Annotated in this window: 12 protein-coding genes and 1 pseudogene; 3 read left to right on the top strand and 10 right to left on the bottom strand. The window is 60.9% G+C overall.

Annotated elements, in window-relative coordinates; genetic code table 11:
• Window positions 1–40: 40 nt before the first annotated feature.
• Entirely contained in the window at window positions 41–352 is a 312-nt protein-coding gene (locus JMA46_RS02025) for a hypothetical protein (protein ID WP_207343616.1), read from the top strand.
• A 94-nt stretch (window positions 353–446) separates the two neighbouring features.
• On the opposite strand, the gene JMA46_RS02030 is transcribed toward JMA46_RS02025, so the two are convergent.
• The 3 genes from JMA46_RS02030 to JMA46_RS02040 all read right to left on the bottom strand — a co-directional run bounded on the left by JMA46_RS02030 (window position 447) and on the right by JMA46_RS02040 (window position 3,408).
• Window positions 447–1,349, bottom strand: a complete 903-nt coding sequence (locus JMA46_RS02030) for an FHA domain-containing protein (protein WP_207343617.1) — start codon at window positions 1,347–1,349, stop codon at window positions 447–449.
• Between the two features lie 10 nt (window positions 1,350–1,359).
• On the bottom strand, window positions 1,360–1,614 hold the full coding sequence (locus tag JMA46_RS02035; protein WP_207343618.1) for a hypothetical protein: 255 nt from the start codon (window positions 1,612–1,614) through the stop codon (window positions 1,360–1,362).
• Between the two features lie 396 nt (window positions 1,615–2,010).
• Window positions 2,011–3,408 (bottom strand): MBL fold metallo-hydrolase, encoded by a 1,398-nt coding sequence (locus JMA46_RS02040; protein WP_207343619.1) that lies wholly within the window; start codon window positions 3,406–3,408, stop codon window positions 2,011–2,013.
• A gap of 435 nt (window positions 3,409–3,843) precedes the next feature.
• Between JMA46_RS02040 and JMA46_RS02045 the strand changes: the two genes are divergently transcribed.
• On the top strand, window positions 3,844–4,101 hold the full coding sequence (locus tag JMA46_RS02045) for a metal-sensitive transcriptional regulator (RefSeq protein ID WP_207343620.1): 258 nt from the start codon (window positions 3,844–3,846) through the stop codon (window positions 4,099–4,101).
• 142 nt (window positions 4,102–4,243) lie between these two features.
• On the opposite strand, the gene JMA46_RS02050 is transcribed toward JMA46_RS02045, so the two are convergent.
• The 7 genes and pseudogenes from JMA46_RS02050 to JMA46_RS02080 all read right to left on the bottom strand — a co-directional run bounded on the left by JMA46_RS02050 (window position 4,244) and on the right by JMA46_RS02080 (window position 10,111).
• Window positions 4,244–4,918, bottom strand: a complete 675-nt coding sequence (locus JMA46_RS02050; RefSeq protein ID WP_207343621.1) for a 3-oxoacid CoA-transferase subunit B — start codon at window positions 4,916–4,918, stop codon at window positions 4,244–4,246.
• A gap of 2 nt (window positions 4,919–4,920) precedes the next feature.
• Window positions 4,921–5,726 (bottom strand): annotated as a pseudogene (locus JMA46_RS02055) (CoA transferase subunit A).
• A gap of 15 nt (window positions 5,727–5,741) precedes the next feature.
• A complete protein-coding gene (locus tag JMA46_RS02060) occupies window positions 5,742–6,665 on the bottom strand; it encodes an alpha/beta hydrolase (protein WP_207343622.1) in 924 nt (307 codons plus the stop codon).
• Window positions 6,662–7,441: a 3-hydroxybutyrate dehydrogenase gene (locus tag JMA46_RS02065; protein ID WP_207343623.1), complete on the bottom strand. Its 780-nt coding sequence runs from the start codon at window positions 7,439–7,441 to the stop codon at window positions 6,662–6,664. Before JMA46_RS02065 ends, JMA46_RS02060 begins: the two co-directional genes overlap by 4 nt.
• The gene (locus JMA46_RS02070) at window positions 7,428–7,991 is read right to left on the bottom strand and encodes a hypothetical protein (protein WP_207343624.1); all 564 of its coding nucleotides are present in this window, start codon (window positions 7,989–7,991) and stop codon (window positions 7,428–7,430) included. Before JMA46_RS02070 ends, JMA46_RS02065 begins: the two co-directional genes overlap by 14 nt.
• Window positions 7,992–8,228: 237 nt before the next feature.
• On the bottom strand, window positions 8,229–9,215 hold the full coding sequence (locus tag JMA46_RS02075) for a diaminopimelate dehydrogenase (RefSeq protein ID WP_207343625.1): 987 nt from the start codon (window positions 9,213–9,215) through the stop codon (window positions 8,229–8,231).
• A gap of 155 nt (window positions 9,216–9,370) precedes the next feature.
• Entirely contained in the window at window positions 9,371–10,111 is a 741-nt protein-coding gene (locus JMA46_RS02080) for a dienelactone hydrolase family protein (protein ID WP_207343626.1), read from the bottom strand.
• A 323-nt stretch (window positions 10,112–10,434) separates the two neighbouring features.
• Here JMA46_RS02080 and JMA46_RS02085 point away from each other — a divergent pair, with 323 nt between their 5' ends.
• A complete protein-coding gene (locus tag JMA46_RS02085; RefSeq protein WP_207343627.1) occupies window positions 10,435–12,021 on the top strand; it encodes an ABC-F family ATP-binding cassette domain-containing protein in 1,587 nt (528 codons plus the stop codon).
• The last annotated feature ends 125 nt before the right edge of the window (window positions 12,022–12,146 follow it).

The raw sequence follows: 12,146 nt of genomic DNA on the forward strand, positions 1-12,146 counted from the left end.
CACGGATGATCCCACCTGGAAGCTCAAGGCGTCTTGGGAAGTGAAACGACAATTGCGAACCCTGCTGAACAACCGTTTTCGTCGAAGCCGACGAGCTCGCCAAGAAACACCTTGGAGGACTTGTCCAGGAATCCAAGCAGCCAGAGACAAGACGGCTCTACTGGAGAGTTTGTTGGGGTGGAAAGAAATCGAAACCCTCACCGGGACCACCACGGGCGAAGTAAACGCCAACAGCACCAGCATCAAACATATCAAGGGTGCCGGCCGCATTTTCGGCAACAGCGCCAACCACAGAACAAGAACAATTCACAGAGGCAACTGCAATGCAGCGGTGAATAATCCATTGCAATAATGGATTTCACCTCGAACATTGGAGTACCGGACTGATGGCAGCACTTTGGCACCTGCTCAGATACTCTCGTCGCAGGTGCCAAAGTTGGGCGGGGTTACTCCGGGTCGGAGTAATCGATCCGGCGGGGGTCGCCCAGCCCTGAGATGGAGTCGTACTCAACCTGACCCGTGCGGGGATCAAATTGCGGGCGCTGCACTTTCGAGAACTCGCCCGCCGTTCGTCCACCAAAGGGTCGGCCGTGATCCGCATATTCTTCCCGGAAGAAAACCATTCTCCATGGCCCCAGCAGGAGCCGGGCACCCGTTCGCAGGATCCTTCCTGGGGCTTCGGAGGAAGAAGGCTGCGTGGGGAAGAATACGTACTCGTCGTCGTCCGTATGGATGATGCTTCCATGAGCCGCAGACAATTCCGGCAACCTGAAATTCGCCTCAGGGCCGCTTCCAATCACGGTCGCTTCCTCGGTGAGGTTGAACTCCTTGGGCGGGCGTCCATCCCACGTCTCACTGTCCCGAACGAAAATCAGCCTGGGCCTGCCGCCGCCGCGCGCGTAGTGGGTGGTGGTGGGCTTCATCCGGTAGTTCCGCTGAAACGTGGGCGATATCGGAAATGGAGTGCTTGGGGGAAGCATGCGTCTCTGCAAGCCACTTGAAGCTTGCGCCTTGATCACGGTGGCCCAGGTGTTGGACTTGCCCGGTTTGATGTGGGGCGAGGTTGACATCAGACGTTGCAGAGGCGAAACGTTTACAGCTCCCATGCTGACGATGGTCCCTTCGGGGAGTGAGACGTTCACAACAATTCCTCGAGTGGCCAAGGATTTTGCCAACTTCCTGATGACAGTTATGTGTCTCCGGGAACCGAGGCGGAAAAGCGCCGCGGTGTCGGTGTGGATGTTGATTTCCTGGCCAGCAGCCTTGATGGTGCCATTGACTGAGGCGGCTTCCTTGCCGTCCTCGGCCGGAAGTTCAGCCGAGAACTCAAGATCAATGTCGAAGCGCATGTTCCATCACCTAGCGCTTGGTGTCGACAGCGGGAAGGCTCTCATTGTCGCTGGTGGTCACCCGCAGAGTTCCGTTGAATTTCCAGGTTGCCCGCGGTGCGTCCGGACCAATGTCGCGGGGCACTTCAACCGTCATGTCCATGAAGTTGTAGTTCACCACTGCCCCGCGTCCTGTCAGGTAGGACCAGAGCTGCTGGCCCAAATCGGACCAGTCGCTTACGGGGACGGAACGGAAGTCTTCGGCAAGTGGTTGGTTGTCAGTCATGGCTGTCCCTCCAAGATTCGTGCTGCAGGTGCGAAGTGCACTGCAGTAGTGCCAAAACCGGGATCACGGGCTTGTCTGCCCGTGATCCCGTTCCAGCACTTGCTGCAACCATAATGGCTTGAGGGGCAGAATAATAGAGAGATGTAGTTAAAAAATCTTATTACTTTTATATGGAGATAGTTTCTTGCACGGGTTGAGCGGTGCTGGACAGCGCAACCGCTATATCATGACTGGGGTCAGGGGCAGCTGCGCAAAAACTGTCCGGATGTTCTTCTTCGTGGATGCGTCCAGCGCGAGTAAGAAAGTCACCGTGCTTATGCCCGTTCTGTCCTTACTAAGGTTCCTGACAAGTTCGGTCCAAGAAATTCATGCATAGCTGTGCCTCCTGTGGTGGGTTCAGGCGTTCTGGAGTTCTCGCCAGTTACTCCACGCCAAGTAGCTGCCGTCAAGTTCGACGACGTCGAACCCGGCACGGCGCAGGGTGGATGCGGCCACGGAGTTTCGCACACCGGACTGGCAGTAGCTCACGATGGTGCCGGCATGGGGAAGCTGTTCAGTGTTCCACAGGACACGGCCGGCGCTGAGTTGCTCAGAGCCAGGGATGTGTCCGGCGACGTGCTCGGTTTTATTGCGCACGTCCAAGATCAGTTTGGTGTCAAAATCTTCCAACTCTGCGGGGGAAATGGTGTGGGGGACAAAGAGTGGCAGCCCTTCAAGCGAGGTTGTGAAGCCGGAAACGTTGTCAATGCCCACACGAACAAGATGGTCCCATAGGCCGTTCGCCATCTCCTGGTCATCGGCCAGGAGCACTACGGGGCGATGGTCAGTTTCGGGGTCAATGGCCCAGGCGCCATAACTTGCCACCTTGGTTCCCGTGGGGATGTTCACCGCACCCTGCACAGTGCCCTCGTGGACCAGACTGTGATGACGGGTGTCCACGAAGGTAATTTCATCGGCAGCCAGACGTTCTGCCACCTGGGCTGCGAGGAATTGTGGAAGTTCCGCACGGGCACCTATAATGGCTGGGCCCTGACGGTTCTGGCGCTTCATGCGGCCAAAATAAGCGTGTGCGTCGGGCTGGCCATCGAGCAGTTCAGCAACGAATCCAGCCTCGTCGTCTGCTGCCAAGTAAGGCGCCCACCAGGCAAAGAGGCGCTCATAGCCAACCGTGGAGGAAGGTATGGAGCCCAAGGCCTTCCCGCAGGCGCTTCCCGAGCCGTGGGCAGGATGAACCTGCACGTAGTCGGGCAGGGTCAGAAACTTTTCCTTCAACGACACGAAAATGTCGTGGGCTCCGGCAAAGCGGGTGTCGATCCCGCCAGCGGCCTCATCCAACAAGTCAGGGCGGCCAAGGTCGCCGGCAAAAATGAAGTCACCCGAGAGCATGAATCCGGGTTGGTCGCTGAAGGCGCCGTCAGTGACGAGGAAGGACAGGTGTTCCGGGGTGTGCCCCGGGGTGTGCACTGCGCGAAGAGTGATGTTTCCGAGTGAGATGGTGTCTTGGTCGAACAGCCGCACGCCGTCGAATGCGTACTGCCAATCGTCCCCACCTTCGCCGGAAAGATAGATGGAGGCATCCGTGGCCGCAGCCAGTTCGCGGGTTCCGGAGAGGTAGTCGGCGTGGATGTGGGTCTCGGTGACGGCCACGATTTTCATGTCATTGGCAGCGGCAAGGCGGAGGTATACATCGATGTCACGGCGGGGGTCCACCACAATGGCTTCACCCTTGGCCTGGCAGCCAATGAAGTAGCTGGCCTGGGCTAGATCTTCGTCATAAATACGTTCGAGAAGCATGTCACTCCTAGGTGTCATCGTGCGAGTTGGTACCGCTAAGTGGGGAGGTTAAGGGGGAGGAGCTGGGGCCTCGACGGGCCTGCCGCAGTGGAATGCCGGTGCTCAGCGCCCAAAGAGACGTGCAAGCCAGCCCGTGGATTCTGCAGGCTTTTTCGGTGCATTGCGGTCGCAGGAGCAACGATCAGCTCGGGGAACGTTGGCCATGACTTGGTCTACGTGCTGTCCACACCCGGCCCAGCTGGTCTTCTGGCAGTTGCGGCACTTTACTGCACGGCACATATTCTCTCCTCGTTGAATTTCGGCGATGACGGTGCGTGGGCCGCCTGACTCAAGTGTGCCACATACCCCCTGGGGTATTCAAGTTGAGTTTGTTGACGTCGAATAAACCCCTGGGGGTATAGAGTTGGGGGAACCACAAATGCGAGAAAGGCAGCCATGCATCTGGAAGCAGACGAAATGAAACCGGCCATCAATAGATTGAAGAGGGCACAGGGACAGCTCAATGCAGTCATCCGCATGCTGGAAGAGGGGACTGACTGCAAGGTGGTGGTGACGCAGCTCGCTGCGGCATCCAAGGCCATCGACCGGGCGGGCTTCAGCATTATAGCCACCGGGCTCGAGCTGTGTCTTGCCAGCGAGGACTCCACGGCAGACCGCGCCGACCTAGAGAAACTCTTCCTCTCCCTCGCCTAACCCAACGCTCCCGCACTTTCGGGGCGCCAAACCCGAACGCTCCCGCACCTTTGTGCGGTAGCCTCCTGTATTAACCCCCCATTGGTGCAGGAGCGTCTGAAGGGGCGGGGGCGGGAGCGGGGACTGGCGGTAGGACGCGGGCCTAATCTTTCAGGGTGCTGCGGTGCCTGCCGCTGCGAAGTTGGGAGACACGCTGAACTGTGCGCCCGGTGGCCGCGCGAATAGTCTCGATGCTGACTCCAGTTGCCGTTTCAACAAGCACCAGCCCGTCGTCGCTCACATCCACCACGGCCAGATCCGTGATGATCCGGTCCACGGCGTTCCGCCCGGTCAGCGGCAGTGAGCAGTTTTCAACAATCTTGGCACTGCCATCCTTGGCCACGTGCTCCATCAGCACAATGACGCGTGCCGCTCCGTGCACCAGATCCATGGCGCTGCCAGGGCCCTTGACCATTTTTCCGGGAATCATCCAGTTGGCCAGGTCTCCGGCAGCGGAGACCTGCATGGCGCCAAGGATTGCCGCGTGGATCTTTCCACCCCGAATCATGCCGAAACTGGTGGCTGAATCGAAGAGGGAGTCCCCGGGCAATACCGTGACCGCCTCCTTTCCTGCGTTGATCAGATCGGGGTCGACGTCGGACGCTGTCGGATAGGGTCCCACCCCCAAGATCCCGTTCTCGGACTGCAGAACCACGGTGCGCCCGGCAGGGAGGTGGTTTGGCACCAGCGTGGGAAGCTCAATGCCCAAGTTCACATAAGCGCCGTCGTCGAGTTCGAGGACGGCGCGGGCCGCCATTTCATCACGGGTCAATGCCATGGCTAAACATCCTTAGCTGTGGTGGCGGGGCCAGCTGTGGACGACGGGTCGGGGTGGACTATGAGCTTTTCGATGCGTTTTTCAATGTCCGGGCCTACCTCGATGATGCGGTGCACGTACACCCCTGGCAGGTGCACGGCATCCGGGTCTGGCTGTCCAGGTTCCACAAGTTCCTCCACCTGGGCGATGCAGATGCGTCCTGCCATTGCGGCGACGGGGGAAAACTGTCGGGCTGCTTTGTTGAAGATCAGGTTTCCGTGCCTGTCACCCTTGGCGGCATGGACCAGCGAGTAATCGGTGGTGATGGCATCCTCCAGCACGAAGTCCGCCGACTTCATGCCCAGTTCAAAGTTCCGGACTTCTTTCGGCTTTGAAGCCTGGACAACGTTGCCGTCAGCATCGTGGATTTGCGGCAGTCCGCCCTCGGAAACCTGGGTGCCGACACCGGCACGCGTGTAAAACGCGGCCGTTCCCGACCCGCCGGTGCGCAACTTCTCGGCCAGCGTGCCCTGCGGTGTGAGCTCAAGTTTAAGTTCCCCGCCGAGGTAGCGCCGCGCGAACTCCTTGTTTTCCCCCACATAGGAGGACGTCATCGTGCGGATGCGTGCTGCCGCCAACAGCACGCCGAGCCCCCACCCGTCCACGCCACAGTTGTTGAGACCACCGACAACGCAGTGGCGCCTTGGGCCAGCACGGCATCGATCAGCTGCATCGGATTGCCGGATAGCCCAAAACCACCCATGGCAAGCGATGCGCCGTCGGGCATGTCAGCCACCGCGGCAGCCGCATTCGCATACGTCTTGTCCATGTCAGAGGTGTCCTTTCACGAGAGCGGCGTCCGGAGTGCCGGGGAGGCAGCGAGCACGTCCGTGATGAATCCGGCCACGACGGCGGCGCCGGCGGAGTCCATGACGATCGTGTAGTGGTTGGTGTCCGGCACCGGGCGGGCATCGAAGCGGGGCAGCGTTTGCGCCCAATGGGCAACATAGTCATCCCGATACAAGCCGGGGAGCTCATCGAACAACCCGCGCGTAGCCTGCAGGAACAGGACCCCATGAGAGAGTTGGGCCAAAGCGGTGAGCAGTGACGTACCGCGGTGCAGTTCGGCAGTGTCTTCGGCCAGTGCCGCGTAGCTGGGGGAAGGCTTCAAATGCGGGGCTTCCCCCTGCAGGTCATAGTCGAGATAGTCCTCGACACCGGGGGCCCAATGTCCGGCGAATGCCGGGTGTGGCCGCCAGTAGTTGCGGTACTCCTCTGAGGAGGCGAACTCCATCTCCAAACGCTCGGCGGCAGGGCCGAGCACTGCCTGGACTATTTGTTCATCGCTGAGCCCGGGTGCCACTTGCAGGGGCAGGCCGCCGTCGATCAGTATCAGTGAGGAAACCCGTCCAGGGTGCCGATGGGCGAGGACCAGCGCGGCGAAGGCACCCATGGAATGTCCGACGACGAGCACCGGGCCCGCACTGCACTGCTCCAGCAGTTCGGCCAGGTCATCGGCATGCACTGGCATGCCGTAGGGGCCGGGCAGGTGGTTGCTGCGCCCGCGCCCGCGCCAATCAGGGGCGATGATGCGCACACCGGGAAGTTGAGTGGCGAGGACACTCCACGCACGGTGCGAAGCCGTCACCCCGTGGACTGCCAGGATGGTGGGAGCATGCTGCTCATCGGGACCCCAGATGCCCACCCTCAAGGTGCCGCCCTGCACCGGAATGTCCCGGGTCCGGTAGTCGTGCTGGTTCCCGCTCATCGGGCACTCCACCCGCCGTCCATGGTGTAGGAAGCACCGGTGACCATGCCGGCGTCGTTGGTGGCCAACCAGGTGGCAAGGGAGGCCACCTCGTGGGGTTCAACGAGCCGCTTGATGGCGCTTTCGGTGAGCATGATTTTGGCAATGACCTCGGACTCGTCGATGCCGTGCACCCTTGCCTGCTCTGCGACCTGCTTTTCCACCAGCGGGGTGCGGACGTAGCTCGGGTTGATGCAGTTGCTGGTGACTCCGTGCGGCCCGCCCTCCAAAGCGGTGACCTTCGAGAGGCCCTCCATGCCGTGTTTGGCCGCAACGTAGGCGCTTTTGAAGGCGCTCGCACGCAGCCCGTGGACCGAGGAGACGTTGATGATGCGCCCAAACCCGCGCTCATACATGCCCGGCAGTGCGGCGCGGATGAGCAGGAATGGGGATTCGAGCATGATCCTATGAATCAGCCGCCAGGTGTCAGGGACGAATTCCTCGATGGGGGCAATGCGTTGAATGCCGGCGTTGTTGACAAGAATGTCGGTATCCAGCGCCAGCGTTTCAAGCGCCGCGGTATCACTGAGGTCAACCTCCCACACTGTGCCGCCGATCTGTTCGGCAAGTTCTGCAGCGGCCGCGCCGTTCACATCTGCGACTGTGACATGGGCGCCCGCGGCGGCAAAGGCCCGTGCGCAGGCTTCGCCGATGCCGCTGGCTCCGCCGGTGACCAGTGCCCTGCGTCCTGACAAGCGCCCGGCCCGGGGAGCCGGTTGGTTCTCATGCTGATTCATGGTCGTTGCCTCTTCCACTGATTGGTTCCGTTGTTTGAGCCGCAGGTGCCAGTGCACGTTCGATCAGGCCCATCATTTCCTCGAAAACTGCCTCGGGAAACAAATCCGCTCTGGTGGAGGATGCGGTAAAAGGCGGGGTGCCCGGCGGTAATGCGTGAATTCTGGGTGCTGGCAGCCCCGGACGTTGCGCGACGGACCCTTCGTGGCAGCCAGGTGATTCACTGGCCCGTTCGGCTGCATTGGGAATAGCGGACGACGGCGCAGAGTTGGCTTGAGATTGGACCTGTCGCAACCGGGCGTGGGAGACTTTTGCCAGCCTGGTGCATGGAAGCCGCGTGGCAAAGAGCAAAGTGGCCGAAACCTCGAAGTGGTCAAGCCTGCCCCGGCCGGACTCCGCAGGGTCCTTGGCGTTGACATTCACCCACAACACCTGTTTGACCACGGTGGGGGAAACTTCTTCCCCGCCGGAAACGCAGCCGCCCTTGATCGTGTCCACGGTCTTGACCTCCACGTGCGGGTAGGGTTCGCCTGCATGTCCGGGCTGCTTCACCGCATCATCGCCGTCCCGGCAAAACGCGTTTGGGCCGACTCTGGCCAGCCCCAAAGCTGAAAGATGATTCAGGTTACGGAGAACACGCTAGGCCGCATGTCGTACCGTGTCAATGAATGGTGCACGCGCCCGCTCATTCACTTTCTGGGGGTTAAATGCCAACGCTCCTACAAACAAGTGCAGGAGCGTTGGGGAAATATGACCGATATGTGCAGGAGCGTCGGTCGTGGGGTGGGGTTAGAGCTGCTCTGCCCGCAGCTGCGCAGCGGACTTCGGCGACAGCAGGCCGGGTGCCACGTCAAAGACGGTCTTGGCACCAAATTGGCCGGCGGCGCTCATGCGATGCACCGCGCGGGCATAGGCCACCAACACGCTTGAGGTGAACTCCGGGTTGCTCTCCAACGCCAGCGAGTACTCAATGACCTGGGCATGCCCATCAGTGGTGTTGCCGCTGCGGATCACGAACCCGCCGTGGGGCATGGCTGCGTGGTCGCGTGCCAGCTCTTCGGCGGAAATGAAGTTCACCGTGGTGTCGTACTGGTCAAAGTAGTGCGGCATGGAGACGATCTCCTCGCGCACGGTGTCCTCGGAGGCACCCTCTTCCAGCACGACGAAGCACTCGCGGGTGTGCTTCTGGCGCGTGGTCAGCTCGGGGCGCGAACCGCTGCGAACTTCGTCAATGGCTGCCTCGGAAGGCATTGTGTATTGCACGCCTCCGGCCACGCCGTCAACGCGGCGGATGGCGTCCGAATGCCCCTGGCTCAGGCCGCGACCCCAGAACGTGTAGGTGTCGCCGTCGGGAAGCAAAGCCTCGCCGTACACGCGGTTGATGGAGAACATTCCCGGGTCCCAGCCGGCGGAGATCAAGGCTGTCTTGGAGTGGGCCAGTGCGGGTGCGTCCACGGCCGCAAAGTACTCCGGGATGCGCGCGTGCGTGTCAAAGCTGTCCACCGTGTTGAAGAGCGCTGCTAGCGCCGGCCCCTGTTCGGGCAGGTCAGACTTGGAGCCGCCGCACAGGATCAGCACATCAATGGCGTCGGCATGGCCAGCCAGATCGTCCATGGAGTGCGCGGGTGCCCCGGCGTTCAGCGGCATCAGATCAGCCGGGTTGCGACGGGTGAAAATGCCCACCAGCGTCATGTCGGCGTTCTTGGCAATGGCAGCCTCCACACCGCGCCCCAAGTTTCCGTAACCGGCAATTCCAATGCGAATCGGCGCGCTCATCTAATCTCCATCCACTCATCGGGCCGTCCTCTTTGGCGGCCGCATAACTACCCACCACCGTACCGCCTGCAGGGTTGTCAGTTGCAGTGTGTGAACTGCAGTGCACGACGCCGTGACGTAGGCTTGGGTGCCCAGCGCTGCCAGCTGGCGGGATCCTAAGAGAGCTGCTGCTCGAGGAAATCCAGTGTTGCAGTCCAGGCGGCCTGTGCCGCTTGGGTGCGGTACATGGTCGGGTTGCTATCGTTGAAAAAGGCGTGCCCGGCACCGTCGAAAACGGTGTGGCGGAAGTCGACACCCGCCTCCTTCATGTGAGTGGCCAGCGCAGGCAGGGCGTCCACCAAGGCGGAGTCGTCGGCACCGTAGAACGCCAAGACCGGGCACGTGATGGCAGAAAGTTCGGTCACTGAATAGTTGGCATGCCCATAGAAGGGGATGGCAGCTGCAAGGCGAGGTTCCTCCACGGCCAGGGCAAAGGCGTACGTGCCGCCAAAACAGTAGCCCACCACTGCCGTCCGTCCGGCACTCTCGGGCGAGGACTGCAGTTGCTCAAACACCGCGGCGACCCCCGCCCTGATGAGTGCCGCTTTGTCCGGGGAATTCAGCGGAGCCATGGCGGCGCGGATCTTAGGCTGGATCTCCGACTGGGCGGCGGGGTCCGCTCGTTGTGCACCAAGTTCAGCCATCAATACGGTATCCAGCCCGGCCAGACCCATGAGGTCAGGCGCCACCGCCACATACCCGGCTGCAGCAAACCTGTCTGCAACGTCCCGGATGTGCGGTACCAGACCCCAAATTTCATGGATGACCAGCACCGCGCCCCGCGGCGGTCCGGATGGCTCCGAACGGTAGGCCTGAAACCGCTGTCCTGCCACATTGAAATCAATCATGGTTCCCATGACCCAACATTGGCACGGGAAGCTGGGAGATTCCAGAAGTATTTGGCAGCTGATGCGGGTGTACCGTCACACCGGTCGTTCAAACTGCGGCTGATGTGGGTGCTCAGCGAGGGGACCCGCAGGAGCTGCAGTATGAGTAAAGGGCGTGGCCGGTCACCCGCAGGAACTGCAGTATCAACCACGTCCAACTGTGGGCAGGCAGACGTGCAAGCTCCGCAGATCGCGGACGGCTCCGCTGCGACGCGGTAAAATGGTCAACGGGTGTTCCCAGCCCCGCTGCCTGCACAAACGGCTTCCTGCACAACCAGAAGGACAACACCCCCATGAGCTTGATCCGCCTCAATGACGTTTCCGTGCGCTTCGACAAGGTCCAGGTGCTCCGCGAAGCGTTCTTCAAGCTGGAGGCCGGGGACCGGGTGGGCTTGATTGGCCGCAACGGTTCGGGAAAGTCCACGCTGTTGAAACTTGTTTTGGATCAGATGGAACCGGACTCGGGTACGGTCAGCGTGGAACTGGGCACGAAGATAGGCTATTTCTCCCAGTTTTCTGAACTCAACGGTAGCTCCACCATCCTTGAAGTGTTGGAGGAAGTGTTTGCGCACGTGGTGGACATTGAAGCTGAACTCGCCCAGATCGATGCTGCGCTCGCCGCTGGGCCCTCTGACGCCGAGATGGACAAACTGATCCACCGGCAGTCCGAGCTCTTTGCCGACATGGACAGGGTGGACGGGTGGGACTACCAGCGCTCCATCGACAAAGTGCTGACAACGCTCGGATTCAACCAGGCCCACCGCGTGTGCGCCATCGACGAGCTTTCCGGCGGCTGGCGGAACCGTGCCGCACTGGCCAAGATCCTGTTGGAATCCCCCGACGTATTGCTCCTTGACGAGCCCACCAACTACCTGGACGTAGCCGGTGTGGAATGGCTCGAAGGCTGGTTCAAGAACTTCATGGGAGCGGCCATTATCGTCTCCCACGACAGGAAGTTCCTCGACGCCGTCGTTACCCGCATCATCGAGGTTGAGAACTTCCACCTGCACGAATACCCGGGCAACTTCGGCGACTATGTGGTGGCCAAGCAGTTCCGGCTCAAAAGCCTCGAGAGCCAGTTTGTGCATGAATCCGAACTGCTGGCGTTTGAAGCGGAGGGGATCTCCGACCGGCGCGAGGCCGCCAAGGCTGCGTCGCGAGGACTCGATTCCAAGCTCTCGAAAATCAAGAAGTCGCGTACGCCGCGTCCCGTGGACAAGATCATCACCGAAATTTATGGTGGCCTGCACGTCAAGGACGTACTGTGCCGTGTGGAGTCGCTCACTAAGTCCTATGGTGAACGGACCCTGTTTGGTGACCTCAGCTTTGAGATTCGTCGTGGCAACAGGATTGTGGTGCTCGGTTCCAATGGCTCCGGAAAGTCAACGTTGCTGCGGGCCTTGACGGGAGAGGAAGCAGCCGATTCCGGGTATGTCACCTGGGCCAAGGGCGGCGGGCTGGTGTCCTACAACCAGGTCCTTGAGGAGCTTGACCCCGAGGACACCGTCACGCACGCTGTCAACGCGATGCCAGACAGCTTGGCGTTGACAGCGACGAAGAAATCCGTCAACAGGTTTCTGGCAATGTTCCAGTTCTCCGAAGCCGACTTGAAGCAGCGCATCGGTAACCTCTCCGGTGGCCAGCGCGCCCGCGTAGCCATGGCGCAGTGCCTGCTCTCCGGAGCTTCCGTGCTGGTGCTTGATGAGCCCACCAACCACTTGGACATGTCCAGTACCCAGGTCATGGAACGGGCGCTTTTGCATTTCCCCGGCGCCGTTCTTGTGGTCAGCCACGACAGGTTCTTTACCGACAAGATCGCCAACCGCCGCCTCGTGTTCCACCCGGAAAATCCCGGCGTGGTGGCCGTCAGCGGCGCTTAGAACGTGTTGGGAAAGTGGTTATTTTGCCGTTCCGGGCTGCCAAGGAAGGCGGCCGGCTGGCGGTGAGAGACGCCTGGCCATCAGCCCGATCATGGACCACTTCACCATCGCCTCGGCATGGGCGG

The organism is Arthrobacter sp. E3 (genome assembly GCF_017353415.1).
Lineage (GTDB): Bacteria > Actinomycetota > Actinomycetes > Actinomycetales > Micrococcaceae > Specibacter.

Bases quoted from the DNA above. Each gene is read 5' to 3' on its own strand.
- JMA46_RS02030 (WP_207343617.1), bottom strand. From the start codon at position 1,349: ATGCGCTTCGACATTGATCTTGAGTTCTCGGCTGAACTTCCGGCCGAG.
- JMA46_RS02085 (WP_207343627.1), top strand. From the start codon at position 10,435: ATGAGCTTGATCCGCCTCAATGACGTTTCCGTGCGCTTCGACAAGGTC.
- JMA46_RS02060 (WP_207343622.1), bottom strand. From the start codon at position 6,665: ATGAGCGGGAACCAGCACGACTACCGGACCCGGGACATTCCGGTGCAG.
- JMA46_RS02065 (WP_207343623.1), bottom strand. From the start codon at position 7,441: ATGAATCAGCATGAGAACCAACCGGCTCCCCGGGCCGGGCGCTTGTCA.
- JMA46_RS02040 (WP_207343619.1), bottom strand. From the start codon at position 3,408: ATGCTTCTCGAACGTATTTATGACGAAGATCTAGCCCAGGCCAGCTAC.
- JMA46_RS02050 (WP_207343621.1), bottom strand. From the start codon at position 4,918: ATGGCATTGACCCGTGATGAAATGGCGGCCCGCGCCGTCCTCGAACTC.
- JMA46_RS02080 (WP_207343626.1), bottom strand. From the start codon at position 10,111: ATGGGAACCATGATTGATTTCAATGTGGCAGGACAGCGGTTTCAGGCC.
- JMA46_RS02075 (WP_207343625.1), bottom strand. From the start codon at position 9,215: ATGAGCGCGCCGATTCGCATTGGAATTGCCGGTTACGGAAACTTGGGG.
- JMA46_RS02045 (WP_207343620.1), top strand. From the start codon at position 3,844: ATGCATCTGGAAGCAGACGAAATGAAACCGGCCATCAATAGATTGAAG.
- JMA46_RS02035 (WP_207343618.1), bottom strand. From the start codon at position 1,614: ATGACTGACAACCAACCACTTGCCGAAGACTTCCGTTCCGTCCCCGTA.